Raw genomic sequence first — 23,261 nt, forward strand, 5'->3', positions numbered from 1 at the left:
ACGGGACGGGGCTCGGTTCAGTGGTGCGGGGGCGGTCAGGCGACCGCGAGCTCCACCTTGATGTTGCCGCGTGTGGCGTTCGAGTACGGGCAGACCTGGTCGGCCTGCTCGATGAGTGCCTGTGCGGTCGCCCGGTCGACGTTCGGGATGGTCGCGGTGATGGCGACCTCCAGGCCGAAGCCGCCGGCCTCGGTCTTGCCGATGGAGACCGCCGCGGTCACCGTGGAGCCGGAGATGTCGGCCTTCACCCGGCGGGCGACGACGCCCAGCGCGCCCTGGAAGCAGGCGCTGTAGCCGGCGGCGAAGAGCTGCTCCGGGTTGGTGCCGGCGCCGCTGCCGCCCAGCTCCTTCGGCGGGTTGACGACGACGTCGAGCTTGCCGTCGTCCGAGGCGACGCGGCCGTCGCGGCCGTTCTCCGCGGTGGCGACGGCGGTGTAAGCGACGGCGATGTCCTGAATGGTCATGCTGAGATTTCCTCTGCTGATGCGCCGCGACTCGCGCCCACGATCGCGACGGCCTGGGGTTGAGCCTAGCGGGTACGGGGAAGAGCGGTTCAGCCGAGGGAGACGATCATCTTTCCGGTGTTCTCACCGCGCAGCAGACCGAGGAAGGCGTCGACGCCGTTCTCGATGCCCTCGACCACGGTCTCGCGGTACTTCAGCTCGCCCGAGGCCAGCCAGCCGGCCACGTCCTGGACGAACTGCTGCTGGAGGTCGGCGTGGTCGCCGACCAGCATGCCCTGGAGGCGCAGCCGCTTGCCGATGACCAGCGCGAGGTTGCGCGGGGCGGGGGTGGGCTCGGTGGCGTTGTACTGGGCGATCATGCCGCAGATGGTGGCGCGGCCGTGCACGTTGAACGAGGAGAGCGCGGCCTCCAGGTGCTCGCCGCCGACGTTGTCGAAGTAGACGTCGATGCCGTCGGGGGCGGCCTTGCGCAGCTGCTCGGCGACGGGGCCGTTCTTGTAGTTGAACGCGGCGTCGAAGCCGTACTCCTCGGTGAGGAGCTTGACCTTCTCGTCGGAGCCGGCGGAGCCGATGACCCGGGACGCGCCCTTGATCCTCGCCATCTGGCCGACCTGGCTGCCGACCGCGCCGGCGGCGCCGGAGACGAAGACCGCGTCGCCCTCCTTGAAGGACGCCACGTCGAACAGGCCGGCGTAGGCGGTGAGGCCGGGCATGCCGAGCACGCCGAGGTAGGCGGAGAGCGGGGCGAGCGAGGCGTCGACCTTCACCGCGTGCTGGGCGGGGACGCTCGCGTACTCGCGCCAGCCGAGGCCGTGCAGGACGTGGTCGCCGGCCTGGAAGCCCTCGGCGTTCGAGGCGACGACCTCGCCGACGGCGCCGCCGTCCATGGGGTGGTCGAGCTTGAACGGCGGGGTGTACGACTTCACGTCGTTCATCCGGCCGCGCATGTACGGGTCGACGGAGAAGTGCAGGTTGCGCACGAGGACGCGGCCCTCGGCGGGGGCGGCGACCGGGGCCTCACGCAGCGCGAAGTCCTCGGTCTTCGGCCAGCCGTGCGGGCGGGCGGTGAGGTGCCATTCGCGGCCGGACGCGGGAAGAGCGGCAGACATGGGCTCGGGTCTCCTCTGTGTGGGGGTGGGGTGCGGGTGTCTCGGGGTGTCTCGGCGGCGAAAAGCTTCACTACCTGAAACAACCATGCTCCTGGATATTTCATGTTGTCAAGCAACTGGGTATCCTGGGTGTCATGGCCACCTCGCGCACAGATCCCCTGACTCTCGAAGTCATCGAGCTCATCGGCAGCGTCGTCGCGCGTTATTACGAGGAGTACGAGCAGGCCGCCGCCGCACACAGCCTCACCGGCGCGCAGGCCCGGGTGCTGGGGCTGCTGTCCGTCGAGCCGCTTCCCATGCGCCGGATCGCCCAGAAGCTGAAGTGCGAACCGTCCAATGTGACCGGCATCGTGGACCGGCTGGAGGCTCGCGGCCTGGTGGAACGGCGCCCGGACCCGGCCGACCGCCGGGTGAAGCTGGCCGCGCCGACCGAGCGGGGCGCGGCGACGGCCGCGCAGCTGCGGGACGCGCTGGACTTCGCGCGGGAGCCGCTGGCGGGGCTGCCCGTGGCGGACCGGACGGTGCTGCGGGATCTGCTGCGAAGGATGCTGGGCGCCGGCGCCTGAGCGGCGGGCGGGCACGATGGGGGGCATGAGCGCTTCCGCCCCCTTCGGGCCCCGCGAGTTCCAGCTCGTCCTGTTGCGCCGGATGGCGGACCACCAGCCGGGGCTGGTGGAGGACGCCCGGCACGAGTTGAGCGCGACGCTCGCGGAGATGCGGGAGGCGAACCGGCGATGGCAGGCCATGGTCCGCGCGCCGCGCGGGCGGGGCGCGCTGCGGCGGTACCGGTCGGTGCTCGGCGAGCCGGAGCCGACGGGCCGCCGGGCCATCGGTGACCTGGAGTTCGACGTGCTGCTGTGGCCGGTGCCGCTCTGGCCGGAGCTGCGGTTCGAGGTGCTGGTGGCGCCGGGCGGGGCGGTGTGGAACGAGTGGCTGGTACGGGCGCGGGGCGCCGGCGCGCCGGTGCTCCGCACGGTGGACGACCTGGTGCCGTGGTCGTGCACGGTGGACGAGGTCGCCCGGGCCTTCGCCCCGGCCCGCCCGATGGAGGGAAGCGCGCCGACCCGGTTCGCGCTGGGGGTGGGGTCCGGGGCGGGCGCGTGCGTCGCGGAGTTCACATGGGGGTTGTTGCAGCGGGTGGTTCCGGGGAGCGGCGGCTGAGGGGGCCAGGACCAGCCGGGTTCGTCCGCGCGGGCCGCGTGTGACCGGTGAGCGAGCGCCCCGCGCGCAACACGCTCGACACGCCGTCAGGTTGTCCCTCCTCCGGACCAGTCCAGCGGGCGGCGCGTCCCCGAACGGCGCAGGCTTCAGGTGGGCCGGCTGTTCGCCGGTCGTCCTCAGCGCTCTCGGGAGGAACCCGCCGTGACCGTCAGCCTTGAGCAGTTGCGCCGTTGCCATGTCGCCGTCGACCTGGGGGCCGCCCGCACCCGGGTGTACGTGAAGGGGCCCGGCCTCGTCGTGGACGAGCCGAGTGTGGCCGCCGTCAACACCCGTACCGGGTCACTGATCGCCGTGGGCGCGCTCGCCGAGCAGATGACGGGCCGGACGCCGGACTACATCCGGGTGGCCCGGCCCGTGTCCGGCGGGACCGTCGTGGACATCGAGATGGCCCAGCGCATGCTGCGCCACCTGCTCGGCGAGAAGCTCCGGCGCCAGCTGCGCCGCAAGCCCTGGCTGCGCGCCGCCGCCTGCACCCCGCACGACAGCGACCCGCTGGCGCGGCGGGCCTCCGTGGAGACCCTGGTCGGCCTCGGCGCCCGGCGGGTGGAGCTGGTCGACACCCTGATCGCGGCGGCCGTCGGCTGCGGGCTGCCGGTCGAGCAGCCGACCGCGACCATGATCATGGTGTGCGGGGCCGCGACGACGCAGATCGCGGTGCTCTCGCTCGGCTCGATCGTGACGGCGGTCCGCCTCCCGGTCGGCGGCGACGCCATCGACCACGCGGTCATCCAGCACCTGCGCCAGCACCACGAACTGATGCTGCCGAGCCAGTCCGTGCGCCCCCTCCAGCTCGCCCTCAGCGGCACCGGGCTGACCGCGCGGGGCCCCTCGGTCACCGAGATCCACGGCCGGGACGTCGCCACCGGACTCGCCCGGTCCGTCCAGGTCGACACCGCCGCGATCCGGCAGGCGATCCACCGCCCGCTCACCGCGGTCCTGGACGGCGTCGGCAAGGTGCTGCGGGACTGCCCGCCCGACCTGGTCGCCGACCTCGCCGACTGCGGGATCATGATGGTCGGCGGAAGCGCCCTGCTGCCCGGCCTCGACCAGATGCTGCGCGACGCGACCGGCGTGCCGGTGCACATCGCGGAGCGGCCCGACACCTGCTCGATCCTCGGCCTGGGCGCCATGATGGAGGGCGAGATCAGCCCCCTGGTGCTCGACCCGCTGGCGAGCTGACCCCGGCGGGAGCGGTGATGACGGACCGGCCGGGGGCGCCCCCGGACCGCGGCCTGCCCAGCTCGCCGCTGCTGCCCCGGCTCCTCGAAGCCGTGCTGAGCGTCGGCTCGGACCTCGGACTCCGGGCCACGCTCCAGCAGATCACCGACACCGCGACCGCCCTGACCGACGCCCGGTACGGGGCGCTGGGCGTACTGGACCCCGGGCACGGCACCATCCGCGAGCTGTACGTATGCGGGCTGACCGAGGAGGAGCAGGCGGCGATCGGCGACTTCCCGGACGGGCACACGGGCCTGCTCGGCGCGCTCGCGGACGCGCCGGGCCCGCTCCGCTCCGACGACCTGCCCGCCGACCCGCGCGCCCACGGCCTCCCGCCCGGGCATCCCCCGATGCGCTCCTTCCTCGGCGCCCCGATCCGGGTGCACCACGAGGTCTTCGGCAACATCTACCTCGCCGAGAAGCGCACCGGCCCCTTCACGGAGACCGACGCGGGGCTGCTGAAGGTGCTCTCCGCACAGGCGGGCATCGCGATCGGCAACGCCCGGCTGTACGAGAGCGCCCGCCGGCGGGAGCGCTGGATCGAGGGTGCGGCGGCCGTCACCAACACCCTGCTCACCGGTGCGAACCCGGCCGACGCGCTGACGACGGTGGCGGAGCGGGCCCGGCTGCTCAGTGACGCCTCGGCCGGGGTGATCCTCCAGCCCACCGACGACGGCGGGATGGAGATCGTCGCCGCCGCGACGCACGAGGACCCGGCGGGTCTTGTGGGCACCGCGATCGCGCCCGGTTCGCCGGTCCTGGTGCAGCTGCTGGGCGGCGAGGCGGTCTTCATCGACGACTCGGCGACCGATCCCCGGATGACCACCCCCGTACGCTCGCGGTTCGGGCCGAGCATGATGCTGCCGTTGCAGAGCGGGGGCCGGCTCATCGGGACGCTCGCCCTGCCCCGGCGGCGCGGCGCCCGCCCGTACACCGGTGTGGACCGGCTGCTGGCCGCGCAGTTCGCCTCGCAGGCCGCGCTGGCGCTGGTGCTGGCGGACTCGCAGCAGGACCGGGAGCGGCTGGCGGTGTACGAGGACCGCGACCGGATCGCGCGTGATCTGCACGATCTGGTCGTCCAGCGGCTGTTCGCCACCGAGATGATGCTGGAGTCGACGCGCCGCAGGGCCGGTGCCGGGGAGACGGGCGAGCTGCTCGGGACGGCCGTGGACGAGCTGGACTCCACGATCCAGGAGGTGCGGACGGCCATCTTCGCGCTCCAGCAGCCGCCCGCCGATGCCCCCGCCACCTTCCGGGGCCAGGTGCTCCGGGAGACCGGGGGCGCGGCGGCGGTGCTCGGCTTCCAGCCGTCGGTACGGTTCGCCGGGGCGGTGGACGCGCTGGTACCGGAGCCGGTCGGCGGGCGGCTGCTCGCGGCGCTGCGGGGCGCGCTGGCGGCGGCGCACCGGCGGGCCGGGGTCTCGGCGATCGAGGTGGAGGTGGACGCGACGGCCACCCTGCCGGACGGGCGGGGCGCGGTCCGCCTCACGGTGGCGGACGACGGGCACGAGCCGGACGGTTCACGGGCACGGACGGTGACCTGGGAGGCGCCGCTGTGAGGGCGCCGGACGTCACGGGCCCGGCGCGGCCCGCAGGGCGACCCTGGTGTTCGAGTGGGCGACACCCGCCTCGCGCTTGAGGCGGCGCAGCAGAGTGTCGAGGGCCGCGGTGTCGGCGGCGGTGGCGCGTACGAGATAGTCGTGGCCGCCCGTCACGTGCACGACCTCGGTGATGCCGGGCAGGGTCAGCACCGCCCGTTCGAACGTCTCGTTGGTGGTGTCCATCCGCAGGGTCACGTCGATGAAGACGACGAGCCCGGTGCGGGTGTCGGCGGCCGGGTCCACGATCACCGTGAAGCCGCGGATGACGCCGTCCTTGCGCAGCCGCCGGACCCGGTCGGCCGCCGCGTTGGCGCTGAGTCCGACCCGTACGCCCAGGTCGCGGTACGAGATCCGGGCGTCCTCCTGGAGGACACCGAGGATTTCCCTGTCCAGACGATCCATGGTCCCTATTGTGGCAGTTTCGGCGCGTATTCGAAGGGTGGGGAAGTGTCCCCCGTACGGAGCAGGCCGACGCGCCCACGGCCCGTGGCCGTTCTTGACTGGCCGTGTGGACACAGCCGCGAAGCAGTCACCCGCACCCGTGGACGCCCCGGGTCCGGCCGCGTACCGGAATCTGATCATGGCCACGATCGGCTTCACGCTCACCTTCTGGGCGTGGAACCTGATCGCGCCGATGTCGGGGGACTACAAGGACCGCCTCGGCCTGAGCTCGTTCCAGCAGTCGCTGCTGGTGGCGGTGCCGGTGCTGGTCGGCTCGCTGGGCCGGATTCCGGTGGGCGCGCTGACCGACAAGTTCGGGGCGCGGCTGCTGTTCCCGCTGACCTCGGCGCTGACGATCCTGCCGGTGCTGCTGCTGATCCCGGCGAAGAACTCGTACGGGGCGATGCTCGCCGTGGGGTTTCTGCTGGGGATCGGCGGCACGACGTTCGCGATCGGCATTCCGCTGGTCAACTCGTGGTTCCCGCCCGCCAAACGCGGGCTCGCGCTCGGCGTCTTCGGCATGGGCATGGGCGGCGTCGCGCTGTCCGGCTATTTCACGCCGCGCATCGCCAAGCACGGCGACAACCTGCCGTTCCTCGTGGTCGCCGGCGCCCTCGTGGTGTACGCGGCGCTCGCCGGGGCGCTCATCAACGACCACCCGGGCCGCACGGTGCCGACGGACTCGCTGGCGCACCGGCTGGGCTCGGCGGGCCGGCTGCGGGTCACCTGGGAGCTGTCCGCGCTGTACGCGATCGGCTTCGGCGGCATCGTGGCGTTCGGCGTGTACCTGCCGACGTACCTCAAGACCTGGTACGAGCTGACACCGACCGACGCCGGCACGAAGGCGGCCGGGTTCGCCCTGGTCACGGTCATCTTCCGGCCGATCGGCGGCTGGCTCTCGGACCGGATGCACCCGGCGCTGGTCACCTCCGTGGCGCTGGGGGTGGCCGCCCTGATGGCGATCGTCCAGGCGTTCGACCCACGGCTCGACCCGACCGGCACGATCGCGCTGCTGGTCATGGCGGCGGGCCTGGGCACGGCGAGCGGCAGCGTCTTCGCGCTGGTCTCGCAGGTCACCCCGCAGGCGAAGGTGGGCAGCGTGACCGGCATCGTCGGCGCGATGGGCGGGCTCGGCGGGTTCGTGCCGCCGCTGGTGATGGGCGCGATCTACAGCGCGAAGGACTCGTACTCGATCGGCTTCATGCTCCTGTCCGACCTGGCACTGGCGGGCTGTGTGTACGCGTACGGGCGCATGCGGAACGTGCGGCGGGACGGGTGAGGGGCGGGGCGCGCGCCGGGGCGTGAGGCGGGCCTCATTCGCGCCGGTTCCCGGGGCCGGGGGGAGCGCCGCGATCCAGGGCCTGTCTGACAATTCGCGTCGTCCGCCCGGAGGGCGGGCCGGGCGGCGTCAGGCGTGTGCTCTCGGCGTGCCGGCCCCAGACCCCTGTACTGGATGTACTGGGGTCTGGGGCCGGTGCGGCGAGAGTGCGTGCATGGCGTCGCCCGGCAGACGGGAATTGTCAGACAGGCCCTAGGGTGCGCAGGGTGATGCCACTTCTGCCCGCACTTCAGGACGTGTCCGGTCCGGCAGCCGCCCGCGAGGCCGTCCGGTTCGACGACGTCACCCTCACCTACTCCGGGCTGGCCCGGGTCACCGACGCCCTGGCGGCCCGCCTCACCGGCGCGGGCCGGGTCGCCGTCTGGGCCACCCCGACCGCGCACACCGTCGTCGCGGTGGTCGCCGCGCTCCGGGCCGGGGTGCCGGCCGTCCCGCTGAACCCGAGGACCGGGGAACGGGAGCTGGCGCACATCGTGGCGGACAGCGCGCCCTCCCTGGTGCTCGCCGCGCCCGACGACGTGCTCCCGCCCGCCCTGGCCGGCCTGGCCCGCCTGGACGTCACCACCGCGCCCACGGACCCCGCGCCCGCCGCCGCCCTCCCGGAACCGGACCCGGAGTCCCCCGCGCTCGTCGTGTACACCTCCGGGACGACCGGCCCGCCGAAGGGCGCCGTCCTCCCCCGCCGGGCGCTCGCCGCGTCGCTGGACGCGCTGGAGGACGCCTGGGGGTGGACCGCCGACGACGTCCTGGTGCACGCGCTCCCCCTGTTCCACGTGCACGGGCTGATCCTCGGCGTCCTGGGCCCCCTGCGCCGGGGCGGCTCGGTGCGCCACCTGGGCCGGTTCTCGCCGGAGGGCGTGGCCCGGGAGCTGGGCGCGGGCGCCACGATGCTGTTCGGCGTACCGACGATGTACCACCGGCTCGCGGAGGCGCTGGCGGACCCGGACGCGCCGGCCGGGCTCACGAAGGCCCTCGCGGGCGCCCGGCTGCTGGTCTCCGGGTCGGCCGCGCTGCCGGTCCACGACCACGAGCGCATCGCGGCGGCGACCGGCCGCCGGGTCATCGAGCGGTACGGCATGACGGAGACCCTGATGAACACGGGCGTACGGGCCGACGGCGCCCCGCGCCCCGGCACGGTCGGCCCGCCCCTGCGCGGGGTGGAGCTGCGCCTGGTCGAGGAGGACGGCACCCCGCTCACCGGCGCGGACGCGATCGGCGAGATCCAGGTGCGCGGCCCGAACCTGTTCACCGGCTACCTCAACCGGCCCGACGCGACGGCCGCCGCGCTCACCGAGGACGGCTGGTTCCGGACGGGCGACATGGCCACGCTCGACCCGGACGGCTATGTGCGCATCGTCGGCCGCAAGGCCACGGACCTGATCAAGAGCGGCGGCTACAAGATCGGCGCCGGCGAGATCGAGAACGCGCTGCTCGACCACCCCGGTGTGCGGGAGGCGGCGGTCACCGGGGAGCCCGACGCGGATCTGGGCGAGCGGATCGTGGCCTGGGTGGTGCCCGCCGACCCGGCCGCCCCGCCCACCGCCGGTGAGCTGGCGGACCATGTCACCGCCCAGCTCGCCCCGCACAAGCGGCCGCGTACCGTCCGCTACCTGGACGCGCTGCCGCGCAACGACCTGGGCAAGATCATGAAGCGGGCGCTCCATGGCTGATCGGCTGACGGCCCGCGAGGCGATCGCCGCGCTCACGGACGGATTCACGGAGCTGCCCGCCCCCGCCGGGGACACCGACGGTGACGGCCCGCTCGGCTGGACCGGCTACGCGGAATCGCGGGCCCGGGCCACCGCGCGTACCGGCGAGCAGGAGTCCGTCGTGCACGGCACCGCGACGGTCGGCGGGCATCCCTGCGTGCTGCTCTCCTTCGAGTTCGGGTTCCTGGGCGGGTCGCTCGGGCAGCGCACCGGGGACCGGCTCGAAGCCGCGTACGAGGAGGCGGTCACCCGGGGGCTGCCGCTCGTCTCGCTCATCGCGACGGGCGGCAGCCGGATGCAGGAGGGCATGATCGCGCTCACCCAGCTCCAGCGGGTGGCCCGTGCCTCGGCCCGGCTGCGGGCGGCGGGCCCGGCGCAGCTCGCGGTCCTGCGCGACCCGACGACCGGCGGCGGCTGGGCCACGCTGGGCGCGGGCGCGGATGTGATCCTGGCGGTGCCCGGGGCGCAGATCGGGTTCGCCGGGTCGCGGGTGCGTCCGCCCGGCGCCGACCCCGCCGCGTACACCGCCGAGGGCCAGCTCGCGGCCGGTTCGGTCGACGCGGTCGTGCCGCCCGGGGAGCTGCCGGGCACGGTCGGCCGCTGGCTCGGCCTGCTCGCCCGCAAGGACGCCCCGCCCGCCCCCGCCCCGGTCCCAGCGGCGCTCGCGGCGACGGGACTGCCGGAGACGGGCTGGGACGCGGTGCTCCGCGCGCGGGCGGCGGACCGGCCGCGCGCCGGGGCCTATCTGGACGCCTACTTCGACGCGCGCCTGCCGCTGAGCGGCGACCGCTGCGGCGGCACGGACCCGGGGCTGCTGTGCGGATTCGGGGTGCGCGAGGGGCGTGCGGTGGCTTACGTGGCGCAGTGCGGTACGGCGACGCGCCCGGCCGGTTACCGCACGGCGGCCCGGGTGATCCGGCTCGCCGACCGCCTGGGCGTCCCGGTCCTCACGCTGATCGACACGCCGGGCGCGGCCAACGACGCGGAGGCGGAGCGGGCGGGCGCGGGGGCGGCCATCGCGGACGCCTTCGCGGCGGTGGCGGCGGCCCGGGTCCCGGTCACGACGCTGGTGATCGGCGAGGGCGGCTCCGGCGGGGCGCTGGCGCTGGCCGCGCCGGACCACACACACGTCACCCCGGACAGCTACTTCTCGGTCATCGCCCCCGAACCGGCCGCCGCGATCCTGAAGCGTTCCCCGGACCGGGTCCGGGACACGGCGGACCAACTGCGGCTGCGCCCGCAGGACCTGGTGGAGCTGGGCGTGGCCCGCTCGGTCGTGGGCCGCGAGCCGACGGGCAGGGGGCGTGAAGGCTGGCTAGCGTGAACAAGGAGGCGTTCACGAAAAAAGGGGGGCATTCACTCGTACGAGGAGATGACCACGATGCCCGCAGAAATGAGCGAGGGCACACCGTGCTGGGCCGACGCGACGTTCACCGATCCGGAGGGCGCGAAACGTTTCTACGGTGAGCTGCTGGGCTGGACGTTCGGCGAGTCGCTGCCGGAGTACGGCAACTACACCCAGGCCCATGTGGACGGCAAGGCGGTCGCCGCGCTGATGCCGCCGGGTCCTGGCGGGATGCCGACCGGCTGGTGCCTGTATCTGGCCTCGCCGGACGCGGCCGCCACCGCGTCGAAGATCCGCGAGAACGGCGGCACCGTCCTGGTGGAGCCGATGCGGGTGGGTGAGTTCGGCACGATGGTGCTGGCCACCGACCCCGGCGGGGTGACCTTCGGCGTCTGGCAGCCCGGCAGCCACCGGGGCTTCGAGGCCGGCCGGGTCCCCGGCGCCTTCACCTGGGCCGAGGTCTTCACCCGCGCCCCGGAGAAGGCGGACACCTTCTTCCCGGCGGTCTTCGGGTACGGCGTGCAGCGCATGGTGGACGAGGGCGCCGACTTCACGCTCTACGACCTGGGCACCGACCCGGTCCTGGGCCGCATGCGGATGACGGAGGACTTCCCGCCGGAGGTCCCGGCGTACATCAACGTGTACTTCGCGGTGGACGACTGCGACGCGGCGGTGGAGAAGGCGAAGTCGCTGGGCGCGACGCTGCGGTTCGGCCCGATGACCATCCCGTTCGGCAGGTTCGCCGCGCTCACGGACCCGCAGGGCGCACCGTTCTCGGTGTTCGACAGCGGTACGACGGACGGCGAGATGCCGAAGCTGAAGAGGGAGTCGTAGGGCCTGCCGCAGGGCCTTTACGCCTCTGGGCTGCGCGCGTCGTACCGGGCGAACCCGGGCCACCGCAGCGCGAGCAGCCCCACGGCGACGGCACACGCGATCCCGCCCCCGGTCACGGCGAGACCGGGGGACGTCAGGTCGGCGGCGGACCCGGCGAGGAAGTCCCCCAGCCGGGGCCCGCCGGCCACCACCACGATGAAGACGCCCTGGAGCCGGCCGCGCAGCTCGTCCGGGACGGCCGCCTGGAGCATGGTGTTGCGGAAGACCATGGACGTGGTGTCGGCGGCCCCGGCGAGCGCGAGGAACAGGATGCCCAGCCAGAGCTGCCGGGTCAGCCCGAAGACGGCGACGGCGGCGCCCCAGCAGGCGACGGCGACCAGGACCGCGAGCCCGTGCCGCCGGACGCTCCCCAGCCACCCGGAGAACACCCCGCCGAGGAGCGCCCCCAGCGCCGGTGCGGCGACGAGCAGTCCGGTGGTCTTCGCGTCGCCCCCGTACCAGAGGACGGCGACGACGGGGAAGAGCGCGCGGGGCTGGGCGAGCACCATGGCGCACAGGTCGCTGAGGAACGTCATCCGCAGATTGGGCCGGGTCCCCAGGAACCGCAGCCCGTCCAGCACGGAGGCCCGCTTCCGGTCCGCCGCGTCGTCCCGCTCCGGCAGCATGGAGGGCAGCCGCCACATCGCGTAGAGGGAGGCCGTGAAGGTGACGGCGTCGACCCCGTACGCGGCGCGGTAGCCCCACCAGCCGACGATGAGCCCGCCGAGCATCGGCCCGACGAGCGTGCCGGTGGTGCTGGTCATCGAGTTCAGCGCGTTCGCGGCCGGCAGCTGCTCGGCCGGCAGCAGCCGGGCGATCATCGAGGAGCGGGCGGGCGAGTTGAGCGCGAAGCAGACGGCCTGGAGCGCGACAACCCCGTACAGCACCCCCACCTGCTCGACCCCCGCCACGGTGACCCCGACGAGCGCCACCGACAGCAGGAACGACCCGAACGCACTGGCCAGCCCCAGCTTCCGCCGGTCCATGGTGTCCGCGACAGCACCCCCGTACAGCCCGAACACCACGAGCGGCACCAGCGAACACGCCCCGATGAGCCCCACGGAGAACGCCGACCCGGTCAGGTCGTACACCTGCAACGAGACCGCCAGCGCGGTCATCCCCTGCCCGACCCACGACACGGTGTTCCCGAACCAGAGCCGCCGGTAGTCGGGCGAGGTCCGCAAAGGGGTCAGATCGGCGAATATCCGCCCACGGGCCGCCGGCTCACCGGAGCCCTCGGCGGATTCGGTCAGGGATTCGGTCACGCGGAATGGTATCGACCGCTCTCACCCCTGCTGCCCAGTACCTTATTGCACATAGATTGCAGTAACGAACTATGTGCGAAAAGGAGAGGCCGTGCGGACTCCGGTGGTGTTGGGCGTCGAGTCGTCGTGTGACGAGACGGGCGTGGGGATCGTCTCGGGCGGCCGGCTGCTCGCGCACGTCGTCGCGTCGAGCATGGACGAGCACGCCCGCTTCGGCGGAGTCGTCCCGGAGATCGCGGCTCGCGCCCATCTCCAGGCGTTCAACCCCGTCGTCCGGGAGGCCCTGGCGCAGGCGGGGCTGGGGGTGCGGGATCTCGACGCCGTCGCGGTGACCACCGGCCCCGGTCTGTCCGGCGCCCTCCAGGTCGGCCTGGCCGGGGCGAAGTCCCTGGCCTACGCGGCGGGCGTGCCGCTCTACGGGGTGCACCACCTGGCCGGGCACGTGGCCGCCGACACCCTGGAACACGGCCCGCTGCCCGACCCGTGCATGGTCCTCATCGTCTCCGGCGGCCACACCTCGCTGCTGCTGGTACGCGACCTGGTGCGCGATCCGATCCTGCACCTGGGCGACACCGTGGACGACGCCGCGGGCGAGTGCTTCGACAAGGTCGCCCGCGTCTTCGGCCTCCCCTACCCGGGCGGACCGGCCATCGACCGGGCCGCCCGCGACGGCGATCCCCGCGCCGTCGCCTTCCCCCGGCCGCTGCTGGGCTCGAAGGAGGACCCGTACGCGTTCTCCTTCTCCGGGCTGAAGACGGCCGCCGCCCGCTGGGCCGAACAGCACCGCCTGCGCGGCGAGGACATCCCGCTGGCCGACGGCGCCGCCTCGCTCCAGGAAGCCGTCGCGGACGTCCTGACCCGCAAGGCCCTGGCCGCCTGCCGCCAGTACGACGTCCGCACCCTGGTCGTCGTCGGCGGCGTCGCGGCCAACTCCCGGGTCAGGGCCCTGGCCGAGGAGCGCTGCACGGCGGCCGGGGTCGAACTGCGCGTACCGCCGCTGACCCTGTGCACCGACAACGGAGCGATGATCGCCGCCGTCGGCGACCTGTTGGTACGGGCGGGCGCGGACCCGGCACAGCTGAACGTCTCCATCGACCCGTCGGCACCCCTGGAGTACGCCGCGCTCAACCCGGCCGCCGCGCCGGCGGGAGCCGCGTGAGCCCGGCGCGGAGGATCGTCCTGGGCGGATGCGGCTGATTCCTCGCCGCGAAACCAACGTTCCCGCAGGTCAGAACGTTTCCGCAGGGTAAAACCAGTGGGGCGGGTGGGACTCGAACCCACGGCCGACGGATTATGAGTCCGCTGCTCTAACCGGCTGAGCTACCGCCCCGTCTCGGCGTGGCGCGTACAAGTGTGCGCACCGTCTGCCGCAGCATAGCCGGTCATACGATCTCCCGCTGCGGCTGCCCGGCTGCCGATGACCATGAAGACGGTGCTGGTCGCCGACCGGTTCCGGACACACGAAAAAGGACCCCGGAGGGGGTCCTCTTCCGATCGCTCCCCCGACTGGACTCGAACCAGTAACCCTCCGGTTAACAGCCGAATGCTCTGCCAATTGAGCTACAGGGGATCGCGCTCCCCCGACTGGACTCGAACCAGTAACCTGCCGGTTAACAGCCGGCTGCTCTGCCAATTGAGCTACAGGGGATTGCTGCGGTGCCTCGAACGTACCTGCCTGGCGGATGCCGGGCGGCGCGCGCTCGCTGCGACACATACATTAGCGCAAGCAGGGGGGTGCTTTGCCAATCGGTATCGGCCGGGGTGATCTCGGGCGTCCGCGGGTAGGCGGGCAGCACACGTCGCACGGAGCGTAGGAAGGGTGGCAGCCATGCGGTACCGGCTCACGTTCATCGCCGGAGTGGCCCTCGGTTACGTGCTCGGCACGCGGGCCGGGCGCGAGCGTTACGAGCAGCTGAAGAAGTCCGCGCGCCAGTTCGCCCAGAACCCGGCCGTGCGCAACACCTGCGAGACCGCCGCCCAGAGCGGCCGGGAGTTCGCGGGCAAGGCGTACCACGCCGTGGGCGAGAAGGTCGGCGACAAGGTGCCGGCGTCCGTGACGGACCGGGTCCGGTCCATGCGGGGGCGCGGGAACGGGAACGGCGTGGAGGACGACTGGGGGACCACGAACACCTAGTCGACCGGCCGGCCCCGCCGTCGCTTCTGCCGCATCACCGGTACGGGAAACCTCCGGAGGTGCGGCAGAATCTGTGTATGGGCATAGTCGCCGGCTTGGACAGTTCTTCCGCGTTCACACACATCGTGGTCTGCGATACGGACACGGGCGCCGTACTGCGCGAGGGGTACGCCCCGCACCCCGTCGAGGCCAAGGCCGCCGAGGCCGATCCGCAGGCGTGGCTGCTCTCCCTGGGTGAGGCCGCCACCGGCGGGCTGCTCGAAGGGGTGCAGGCCATCGGCGTCTCCGCGCAGCAGCACGGGCTCGTCCCCCTGGACCAGCAGGGCAACCTCGTACGCCCGGCGCTGCTCGGCAACGACAAGCGGGCGCAGGCCGCCGCGGCCGATCTGATCGAGGGGCTGGGCGGGCGGCAGGCGTGGGCCGAGGCGGTCGGCGCGGTGCCGCAGTCCGCGCAGCCGGTGGCGAAGCTGCGCTGGCTGGCGCGGTCCGAGCCGGAGCAGGCGCAGCGGGTGGCGGCGGTGCTCCAGCCGCACGACTGGCTGGTGTGGCAGCTGCTCGGGCGGCCGGCCCGGCGGACCACCGACCGGGGCGCCGCGTCCGGCACGGGCTACTGGTCGGCGGGGACGGAGTCCTACCGGCCGGATCTGGTGGAGCTGGCGCTGGGGCACCAGGCCGCGCTGCCGGAGGTGCTCGGTCCGTCCGACGCCGCCGGGATGACGCCGGAGGGGCTGCTGATCTCCGCGGGGACCGGCGAGACCATGGCGGCGGCCTTCGGCCTGGGCGTCGGGGTCGGGGACGCGGTCGTGTCGCTGGGGGCCTCGGGCTCCGTGATGGCCGTGCACCGGGAGGCGCTGGCCGATCCGACCGGGATGATCACCTCGTTCGCCGACGCGACGGGCATGCACCTGCCGGTGGTCCACACGTCGAACGCCGTACGCGCGCTGCGCGGGACCGCCGAGATGCTGGACGTGGAGGGGATCGAGGCCCTGTCCGCGCTGGCCCTGAAATCGACGCCGGGCTCCTCGGGGCTCGTACTCCTGCCGTATCTGGAGGGTGAGCGCACCCCGCAGCTGCCGCACACCGCGGGGACGCTGTGCGGGCTGCGGCGCGAGTCGATGAAGCCGGAGCACCTGGCGCGGGCCTCGTTCGAGGGGATGCTCTGCTCGCTGGCGGACGCGCTCGACGTGCTGCGCGGCCGGGGCGTGGAGGTGCGGCGGGTGTTCCTGCTGGGCGCGGCGGCCGAGCTGCCCGCGGTGCGGCAGCTGGCGCCCGCGCTGCTCGGGACGCAGGTGGTCGTGCCGCAGCCCGCCCAGTACGCGGCGCTGGGCGCGGCCCGGCAGGCGGCGTGGGCGCTCGGGGTCTCACAGGGGGCGCTCGACGGGCGCACTCCCCCGGCCTGGCAGGGCGCGGCGGCGCAGGTGCTGGAGCCCGGCGAGGAGCTGGCCGTGGGGCAGGCGGTGCGCCAGCAGTACATCGCGACGCGGGACCAGATTCACCCGGGAGCGTTCGACCCGGCACAGTGAGTGCGGAGGGACCGCGAAATTATGGACCGGGTCCGTTTTTTGACCTGGACTTGAATAAAAACGTTCGCGGTCCCGGTGAGCGGTGCCGGAAGATGGGTCGGCTCCCCCGACCTACGCCGACTCCGAGAGACACGCGTGCTCATAAAACTCCTGCGGGCCTATCTCGGTCCGTACAAGAAACCGATCGCGGTGCTGGTCGTCTTCCAGCTGTTGCAGACCTGCGCCACGCTCTACCTGCCGACGCTCAACGCCGACATCATCGACAACGGTGTCGTGAAGGGGGACACGGGCTACATCCTCCAGTACGGCGGCGTGATGATCGTCGTCAGCATCGCCCAGGTGGTCTGCAACATCGGGGCCGTCTACATCGGCGCCCGCACCGCGTCCGCGCTCGGGCGGGACGTGCGGGCGTCGGTCTTCGACCGGGTGCAGTCCTTCTCCTCGCGCGAGGTCGGCCGGTTCGGCGCCCCGTCGCTGATCACCCGTACGACCAATGACGTCCAGCAGATCCAGATGCTGGTCCTGATGACGTTCACGCTGATGGTGTCGGCGCCGATCATGTGTGTCGGCGGGATCATCATGGCGCTGGGCCAGGATGTGCCGCTCTCGGCGGTGCTGCTCGCGGTGGTGCCGGTCCTCGGGATCTCGGTCAGCCTGATCGTGCGGAAGATGCGTCCGCTGTTCCGGCAGATGCAGAAGCGGCTCGACACGGTGAACCGGGTGCTGCGCGAGCAGATCACCGGCAACCGCGTCATCCGCGCGTTCGTGCGCGACGGCTACGAGGAGGGGCGCTTCCGGGGTGCCAACACCGAGCTGACGGACGTGGCGCTGTCGACCGGCCGGCTGATGGCCCTGATGTTCCCGACGGTGATGACCGTGGTGAACGTGTCGTCCATCGCGGTGGTCTGGTTCGGTGCGCACCGCATCGACAGCGGCGGGATGGAGATCGGCGCGCTGACCGCGTTCCTCGCCTATCTGATGCAGATCGTCATGTCGGTGATGATGGCGACCTTCATGTTCATGATGGTGCCGCGCGCCGAGGTGTGCGCCGAGCGCATCCAGGAGGTCCTGGAGACGGAGTCCAGCGTCGTCCCGCCGGTCGAGCCGGTGCGCGAGCTGCGCGCCCACGGGCATCTGGAGGTGCGCGGCGCGGACTTCCGCTACCCGGGCGCCGAGGAGCCGGTGCTGCGGGCGGTGGAGCTGGTGGCACGGCCGGGCGAGACGACCGCGATCATCGGGTCGACGGGCAGCGGGAAGTCGACGCTGCTCGGGCTCGTGCCCCGGCTGTTCGATGTGACGGACGGCCAGGTGCTGGTCGACGGGGCCGATGTGCGGACGCTGGATCCGGTGCTGCTGGCGAAGACGGTGAGCCTGGTCCCGCAGAAGCCGTACCTCTTCTCGGGGACGGTCGCGACGAATCTGCGGTACGGGAATCCGGACGCGACCGACGAGGAGCTGTGGCACGCGCTGGAGGTGGCCCAGGCGAAGGAGTTCGTCCAGGCCCTGGAGCACGGGCTCGACGCGCCGATCGCGCAGGGCGGCACCAATGTCTCCGGCGGTCAGCGCCAGCGGCTCTCGATCGCGCGGACGCTGGTGCAGCGCCCGGAGATCTACCTCTTCGACGACTCGTTCTCGGCGCTGGACTACGCGACCGACGCGGCGCTGCGTACGGCGCTCGGGCGGGAGACCGCCGAGGCGACCGTGGTGATCGTGGCCCAGCGGGTCTCCACCATCCGGGAGGCCGACCGGATCATCGTGCTGGACGAGGGGCGGGTCGTCGGGACCGGCACCCATCACGAGCTGATGGACGGCAATGACACGTACCGGGAGATCGTGCTCTCCCAGCTGACGGAAGCGGAGGCCGCGTAATGGCCGGGCCTGGCGGACGCATGATGGCGGGCGGGGCGCCGACCGAGCGGTCCATGGACTTCAAGGGGTCCGCGAAGCGGCTGCTGAAGCGCTTCGCCGCCGAGAAGAACACCCTGTACGTGATGCTGCTCGCGGTCGCGTGCAGCGTCGGGCTCTCCGTGGTCGGCCCGAAGATCCTCGGCAAGGCGACGGACCTGGTCTTCGCCGGGGTCGTCGGCCGGTCGATGGACGCGGGGACGACCAAGGAGCAGGCCGTGGAGGGCCTGCGCAGGAGCAACAGCGGGCTGGCCGACATGCTGTCCGGGGTGGACTTCACGCCGGGGCAGGGCATCGACTTCGGCGCGGTCGGCGACATCCTGCTGATGGCGCTCGCGGTGTACGTCGGCGCGGGGCTGCTGATGCTGGTGTCGACGCGGCTGTCGATCCGGGTGATCAACCGGGTCGTGTTCCAGCTGCGCGAGGACATCCAGACGAAGCTGTCGCGGCTGCCGCTCTCGTACTTCGACCGCGCCAAGCGCGGCGAGGTGCTGAGCCGGGCGACGAACGACATCGACAACATCTCGCAGACGATGCAGCAGACGATGGGCCAGCTCATCAACTCGCTGCTGACGATCATCGGCGTGCTGGTGATGATGTTCTGGATCTCGCCACTCCTTGCGCTGGTCGCGCTGGTGACCGTGCCGCTCTCGGTGGTCGTGGCGACGAAGGTCGGCAAGCGCTCGCAGCCGCAGTTCGTGCAGCAGTGGAAGGTGACGGGCAAGCTCAACGCCCACATCGAGGAGATGTACACCGGCCACACCCTGGTGAAGGTCTTCGGCCGGCAGGAGGAGTCCGCGAAGGACTTCGCCGAGCAGAACGAGGCGCTGTACGAGGCCGGGTTCAAGGCGCAGTTCAACAGCGGGATCATGCAGCCGCTGATGATGTTCGTGTCGAACCTGAACTACGTGCTGATCGCGGTGGTCGGCGGGCTCCGGGTGGCGTCCGGGGCGCTGTCGATCGGTGATGTGCAGGCGTTCATCCAGTATTCGCGGCAGTTCTCGATGCCGCTGACCCAGGTCGCCTCGATGGCCAACCTGGTGCAGTCCGGTGTCGCGTCGGCAGAGCGGATCTTCGAGCTGCTGGACGCCGAGGAGCAGGAGGCCGACCCGGCGAAGGGCGAGGGCGAGCACCCCGGCATCCTGCGCGGCAGCGTCGCGCTGGAGCATGTGTCGTTCCGCTACGACCCGGAGAAGCCGCTCATCGAGGACCTGTCGCTGAACGTCGAACCGGGCCACACGGTCGCGATCGTCGGCCCGACGGGCGCCGGCAAGACCACGCTGGTCAACCTGCTGATGCGGTTCTACGAGGTGACGGGCGGCCGGATCACGCTGGACGGCGTGGACATCGCGAAGATGTCCCGGGCGGACCTGCGCTCGGGCATCGGCATGGTGCTCCAGGACACCTGGCTGTTCGGCGGGACCATCGCGGAGAACATCGCCTACGGGGCATCCGGCGACGTCAGCCGTGAGCGCATCGAGGAGGCGGCGCGGGCGGCCCACGCGGACCGTTTCATCCGGACCCTGCCGGACGGTTACGACACGGTGATCGACGACGAGGGCTCCGGGGTCAGCGCGGGCGAGAAGCAGCTGATCACGATCGCCCGGGCGTTCCTGTCCGACCCGGTGATACTCGTGCTGGACGAGGCGACCAGCTCCGTCGACACCCGGACCGAGGTGCTGATCCAGAAGGCGATGGCGGGCCTGGCGCACGGCCGTACCAGCTTCGTGATCGCGCACCGGCTCTCCACCATCCGGGACGCCGACGTCATCCTGGTCATGGAGAACGGCTCGATCGTGGAGCAGGGCACGCACGACGAACTGCTGGACGCGAAGGGCGCCTACGCCCGGCTGTACGCGGCGCAGTTCGCGCAGGCGGTCGCCGAGGTCGACTGAGCGGTACGGCCGCTTCGCGGCTGCCTCGGGTGCGGGTTTCAGTCGAGGTAGCCGCGGAGCTGGTCGGCGGAGGCGTGGTCGCGGAGTCTGCTGAGGGTCCTGGACTCGATCTGGCGTATGCGTTCGCGTGTCACGCCGAAGAGGCGGCCGATCTCCTCCAGGGTGCGGGGCCGTCCGTCGACCAGCCCGTAGCGCAGCTGGACCACCTTACGTTCACGCTCGCCCAGGGTGGAGAGCACCGCTTCCAGGTGCTGGCGCAGCAGCAGGAAGGCGGCGGACTCCACGGGGGAGGCGGCGTCCCCGTCCTCGATGAGGTCGCCGAGCGAGACGTCCTCCTCCTCGCCGACCGGGGCGTGCAGCGAGACCGGTTCCTGTGCCAGCCGGAGGATCTCGCCGACCCGTTCGGGCGTCAGGCCGAGATGCGCGGCGACCTCCTCGGGCGTGGGCTCGTAGCCGCGTTCCTGGAGCATGCGGCGCTGTACCCGGACGACGCGGTTGATCAGCTCCACGACATGGACCGGGACCCTTATGGTCCGGGCCTGGTCGGCGAGGGCGCGGGACATGGCCTGCCGGATCCACCAGGTCGCGTACGTCGAGAACTTGTAGCCGCGCGCGTAGTCGAACTTCTCGACGGCGCGGATCAGCCCGAGATTCCCCTCCTGGACGAGGTCGAGCATGGTCAGGCCGCGGCCCACATAGCGCTTGGCGACGGAGACGACGAGGCGCAGGTTGGCCTCGATGAGGCGGCGCTTGGCCATCCGGCCCATGACGACGAGCCGGTCCAGGTCGACGGCGAGGCGGGTGTCGGGGTCCGGGGTGCGGGCGAGGCGTTCCTCGGCGAACAGGCCGGCCTCGATACGCCGGGCGAGCTCCACCTCGTCGGCGGCGGTGAGCAGCGGGATGCGCCCGATCTCGCGCAGATACTGGCGGAACAGGTCCGAGGTGGGCCCGGCCTCCGGTCTCCCGCGCGGCTCCGGGGGCTCGTCCGGCTCCTCCATGACCCCCTCGGGGTGGTGCACGGCCATGGCCTGTACGGGGACGGCCGGGGCGCGCTCGGCTTCGGTGACGGTCCGGGTCTGCACGGGGGCGACCTCCAGGTGATCGCTGCCGGACCGCGGGGGGTGGGGCCGCGCTCCGATGACTCAGGGCACCGCCATCAGTGTGGGGTACGACACACAGCCGCCACGAGGGGCGTGCGGTGACTTTCTGAGGTCGTCGCGTGACGACAGGCCCTGCGTCAGAGGGCGTCGGCGCCGTGGTTGCGCAGGGTCTGGGCGTACTGCTGGAGGACCCAGACCTCGTTCTGCGCGGCGGCGAGGTGGTCGGGGGCGACGTTGCTGCCGAGGCGGGCCAGGCTGCTCTGGACGTCGTTGATGCGGCGGTCGACGGCGCGGAGGCGGACCTTGACCAGGTGCTCGCCGGCGTAGGTCTCGTCGATGGACTTGCCGTGGAAGACCTCGACCGCGAGCTCGGTGATCAGCTTGCGGACGGATTCGTTGGGCGTGGCGTCGAGCACCCGGACGAGGTATTCGCGGCTGTCGGCGAGGCCCTGTTCGGCGCCGCCCGCCTCCTCGATGCACTGGCGCACGGCGGTGTAGGGCGGTGCGGTGAACTCGTCGGACCCGTAGGCGTCGAAGGCGGGTGCGACCAGCTCGGGGCGCTGGAGGGCGAGCTTGAGCAGTTCGCGCTCGGTGCGGTGGGCGGGGCTGCGGAGGTTGAGCGCGGGGCCCGAGGGGACGGGCGCGGCCTGGACCTGCTGGTGGCGGGCGCCACCGCGGGCGGGGGCGGGTCCGCGCCGGTCGCCGCCCCGGCCGCGGGCCCACTGGGCGAGCTGGTTGATCCGGTGGACTACGTACTCCTGGTCCAGGATGCCGATGAAGCCGGCCAGCTGGACGGCGACCTCGCGCTGGACGCTGCCGGTCTTGATCTTGGCGACGACGGGGGCGGCCTCGTCCAGCGCGGCGGCGCGGCCGGCCGGGGTCTCCAGGTCATAGCGCCCGACGATCTGGCGCAGTGCGAACTCGAAGAGCGGGGTGCGCGGTTCGACCAGGTCACGGACGGCGTCGTCGCCCTTGACCAGGCGCAGGTCGCACGGGTCCATGTTGTCCGGGGCGATGGCGATGTACGTCTCGGCGGCGAACTTCTGGTCGTCCTCGAAGGCGCGCAGGGCGGCCTTCTGACCGGCCGCGTCGCCGTCGAAGGTGAAGATCACGCGGGCGCTGCCGTTGTCCATGAGGAGGCGGCGGAGGATCTTGATGTGGTCGCCGCCGAAGGCGGTGCCGCAGGTGGCGATGGCGGTGGTGACCCCGGCGAGATGGCAGGCCATCACGTCGGTGTACCCCTCGACGACGACGGCCCGGCTGGACTTGGCGATCTCCTTCTTGGCCAGGTCGATGCCGTACAGCACCTGGGACTTCTTGTAGATCGGGGTCTCGGGGGTGTTGAGGTACTTCGGGCCGTTGTCGTCGTCGCGGAGCTTGCGGGCGCCGAAGCCGACGACGTCCCCGGCGGTGTCGCGGATGGGCCACATCAGGCGGCCCCGGAAGCGGTCGATGGGGCCGCGCCTGCCGTCCTGGGAGAGGCCGGAGGTGATCAGCTCCTTGTCACTGAAGCCCTTGCCGCGCAGGAAGCGGGTGAGGTGGTCCCAGCCGGCCGGGCTGTAGCCGACGCCGAAGTGGGCGGCGGCGGCCTGGTCGAAGCCCCGGTCCGCGAGGAACTTGCGGCCGATCTCGGCCTCGGGGCCGTTCAGCTGGTCCACGTAGAACTGGGCGGCCGCCTTGTGCGCCTCGACCAGCCTGATCCGCTCGCCGCGCTGGTGGGAGGGGTTGTAGCCGCCCTCCTCGTAGCGCAGGGTGATGCCGGCCTTGGCGGCCAGCCGCTCGACCACCTCCGCGAAGGTGAGGTGGTCGATCTTCTGCACGAAGGCGATCGTGTCGCCGCCCTCCTGGCAGCCGAAGCAGTGGAAGAGGCCCTTGCTCGGACTGACCTGGAAGGAGGGGGACTTCTCGTCGTGGAAGGGGCAGAGGCCCTTGAGGTTGCCCCCGCCCGCGTTGCGCAGCTGGAGGTACTCGGAAACGACGGCGTCGATCGGGACCGCGTCCCGTACCGCCTTCACATCGTCGTCATTGATCCTGCCTGCCACGCGTTGAAGTCTACGGGTGGGCTCGGACAGGAACGGCCGGGGCGGGGGTCGGGCCCGGGCCGGCGCGGAGGCGGGAG

The 23,261-nt window shown here is 72.4% G+C and carries 19 protein-coding genes and 3 tRNA genes; 13 read left to right on the top strand and 9 right to left on the bottom strand.

Annotated features, from left to right (window positions below; genetic code table 11):
• Positions 1-35 precede the first annotated feature (35 nt).
• Together OG338_RS07800 and OG338_RS07805 are read right to left on the bottom strand one after the other, a co-directional pair.
• Positions 36-464 carry an organic hydroperoxide resistance protein gene (locus OG338_RS07800; RefSeq protein ID WP_405936624.1) on the bottom strand — a complete coding sequence of 143 codons (429 nt, stop codon included), beginning with the start codon at positions 462-464 and terminating at the stop codon, positions 36-38.
• An 89-nt stretch (positions 465-553) separates the two neighbouring features.
• Positions 554-1,573 carry an NADP-dependent oxidoreductase gene (locus OG338_RS07805; protein ID WP_405936625.1) on the bottom strand — a complete coding sequence of 340 codons (1,020 nt, stop codon included), beginning with the start codon at positions 1,571-1,573 and terminating at the stop codon, positions 554-556.
• 134 nt (positions 1,574-1,707) lie between these two features.
• Here OG338_RS07805 and OG338_RS07810 point away from each other — a divergent pair, with 134 nt between their 5' ends.
• From OG338_RS07810 to OG338_RS07825, 4 genes are all read left to right on the top strand, one after another.
• Positions 1,708-2,139 (top strand): MarR family winged helix-turn-helix transcriptional regulator, encoded by a 432-nt coding sequence (locus OG338_RS07810; protein ID WP_405936626.1) that lies wholly within the window; start codon positions 1,708-1,710, stop codon positions 2,137-2,139.
• A gap of 16 nt (positions 2,140-2,155) precedes the next feature.
• On the top strand, positions 2,156-2,734 hold the full coding sequence (locus OG338_RS07815; protein WP_405936627.1) for a hypothetical protein: 579 nt from the start codon (positions 2,156-2,158) through the stop codon (positions 2,732-2,734).
• A gap of 201 nt (positions 2,735-2,935) precedes the next feature.
• Complete coding sequence (locus tag OG338_RS07820; RefSeq protein ID WP_405936628.1) at positions 2,936-3,973, top strand: rod shape-determining protein; 1,038 nt, start codon at positions 2,936-2,938, stop codon at positions 3,971-3,973.
• A gap of 17 nt (positions 3,974-3,990) precedes the next feature.
• The gene (locus OG338_RS07825) at positions 3,991-5,571 is read left to right on the top strand and encodes a GAF domain-containing protein (RefSeq protein WP_405936629.1); all 1,581 of its coding nucleotides are present in this window, start codon (positions 3,991-3,993) and stop codon (positions 5,569-5,571) included.
• A 12-nt stretch (positions 5,572-5,583) separates the two neighbouring features.
• On the opposite strand, the gene OG338_RS07830 is transcribed toward OG338_RS07825, so the two are convergent.
• Positions 5,584-6,015, bottom strand: coding sequence for an Lrp/AsnC family transcriptional regulator (locus tag OG338_RS07830; protein WP_026171549.1), 432 nt, complete (start codon positions 6,013-6,015; stop codon positions 5,584-5,586).
• Positions 6,016-6,121: 106 nt separating this feature from the next.
• Here OG338_RS07830 and OG338_RS07835 point away from each other — a divergent pair, with 106 nt between their 5' ends.
• The 4 genes from OG338_RS07835 (at position 6,122) to OG338_RS07850 (ending at position 11,281) form a co-directional block, all read left to right on the top strand.
• The gene (locus tag OG338_RS07835; RefSeq protein ID WP_405936630.1) at positions 6,122-7,333 is read left to right on the top strand and encodes a nitrate/nitrite transporter; all 1,212 of its coding nucleotides are present in this window, start codon (positions 6,122-6,124) and stop codon (positions 7,331-7,333) included.
• Between the two features lie 269 nt (positions 7,334-7,602).
• Complete coding sequence (locus OG338_RS07840) at positions 7,603-9,063, top strand: acyl-CoA synthetase (protein WP_405936631.1); 1,461 nt, start codon at positions 7,603-7,605, stop codon at positions 9,061-9,063.
• The gene (locus tag OG338_RS07845) at positions 9,056-10,426 is read left to right on the top strand and encodes a carboxyl transferase domain-containing protein (protein WP_405936632.1); all 1,371 of its coding nucleotides are present in this window, start codon (positions 9,056-9,058) and stop codon (positions 10,424-10,426) included. Before OG338_RS07840 ends, OG338_RS07845 begins: the two co-directional genes overlap by 8 nt.
• Before the next feature lie 48 nt (positions 10,427-10,474).
• On the top strand, positions 10,475-11,281 hold the full coding sequence (locus OG338_RS07850; RefSeq protein ID WP_405936633.1) for a VOC family protein: 807 nt from the start codon (positions 10,475-10,477) through the stop codon (positions 11,279-11,281).
• Positions 11,282-11,298: 17 nt separating this feature from the next.
• Here the strand turns inward: OG338_RS07850 and OG338_RS07855 are convergent, their stop codons facing one another.
• On the bottom strand, positions 11,299-12,573 hold the full coding sequence (locus OG338_RS07855; protein WP_405940350.1) for an MFS transporter: 1,275 nt from the start codon (positions 12,571-12,573) through the stop codon (positions 11,299-11,301).
• 115 nt (positions 12,574-12,688) lie between these two features.
• Here OG338_RS07855 and tsaD point away from each other — a divergent pair, with 115 nt between their 5' ends.
• Positions 12,689-13,744 carry a tRNA (adenosine(37)-N6)-threonylcarbamoyltransferase complex transferase subunit TsaD gene (tsaD, locus tag OG338_RS07860; RefSeq protein WP_405940351.1) on the top strand — a complete coding sequence of 352 codons (1,056 nt, stop codon included), beginning with the start codon at positions 12,689-12,691 and terminating at the stop codon, positions 13,742-13,744.
• A gap of 97 nt (positions 13,745-13,841) precedes the next feature.
• Here tsaD and OG338_RS07865 read toward each other — a convergent pair.
• The 3 genes from OG338_RS07865 to OG338_RS07875 form a co-directional block, all read right to left on the bottom strand.
• Positions 13,842-13,915 (bottom strand) — tRNA-Ile (locus OG338_RS07865).
• A gap of 167 nt (positions 13,916-14,082) precedes the next feature.
• A tRNA-Asn gene (locus tag OG338_RS07870) sits at positions 14,083-14,155 on the bottom strand.
• A 5-nt stretch (positions 14,156-14,160) separates the two neighbouring features.
• Positions 14,161-14,233, bottom strand: a tRNA-Asn gene (locus OG338_RS07875).
• Positions 14,234-14,413: 180 nt separating this feature from the next.
• On the opposite strand from OG338_RS07875, the gene OG338_RS07880 reads away from it, so the two are divergent.
• The 4 genes from OG338_RS07880 (at position 14,414) to OG338_RS07895 (ending at position 20,042) form a co-directional block, all read left to right on the top strand.
• Entirely contained in the window at positions 14,414-14,719 is a 306-nt protein-coding gene (locus tag OG338_RS07880) for a YtxH domain-containing protein (RefSeq protein WP_403998952.1), read from the top strand.
• Positions 14,720-14,796: 77 nt separating this feature from the next.
• Positions 14,797-16,242, top strand: coding sequence for an FGGY family carbohydrate kinase (locus OG338_RS07885; protein WP_405936634.1), 1,446 nt, complete (start codon positions 14,797-14,799; stop codon positions 16,240-16,242).
• A gap of 135 nt (positions 16,243-16,377) precedes the next feature.
• Positions 16,378-18,111, top strand: coding sequence for an ABC transporter ATP-binding protein (locus OG338_RS07890; RefSeq protein ID WP_405936635.1), 1,734 nt, complete (start codon positions 16,378-16,380; stop codon positions 18,109-18,111).
• The gene (locus OG338_RS07895) at positions 18,111-20,042 is read left to right on the top strand and encodes an ABC transporter ATP-binding protein (RefSeq protein WP_405936636.1); all 1,932 of its coding nucleotides are present in this window, start codon (positions 18,111-18,113) and stop codon (positions 20,040-20,042) included. The genes OG338_RS07890 and OG338_RS07895 overlap by 1 nt, the downstream gene beginning before the upstream one ends.
• A gap of 38 nt (positions 20,043-20,080) precedes the next feature.
• Here the strand turns inward: OG338_RS07895 and OG338_RS07900 are convergent, their stop codons facing one another.
• Positions 20,081-21,124, bottom strand: a complete 1,044-nt coding sequence (locus OG338_RS07900) for an RNA polymerase sigma factor (RefSeq protein ID WP_405936637.1) — start codon at positions 21,122-21,124, stop codon at positions 20,081-20,083.
• Positions 21,125-21,279: 155 nt separating this feature from the next.
• A complete protein-coding gene (dnaG, locus tag OG338_RS07905; protein ID WP_405936638.1) occupies positions 21,280-23,184 on the bottom strand; it encodes a DNA primase in 1,905 nt (634 codons plus the stop codon).
• Between the last annotated feature and the right edge of the window lie 77 nt (positions 23,185-23,261).

The organism is Streptomyces sp. NBC_00726 (genome assembly GCF_045161735.1).
Classification (GTDB): domain Bacteria; phylum Actinomycetota; class Actinomycetes; order Streptomycetales; family Streptomycetaceae; genus Streptomyces.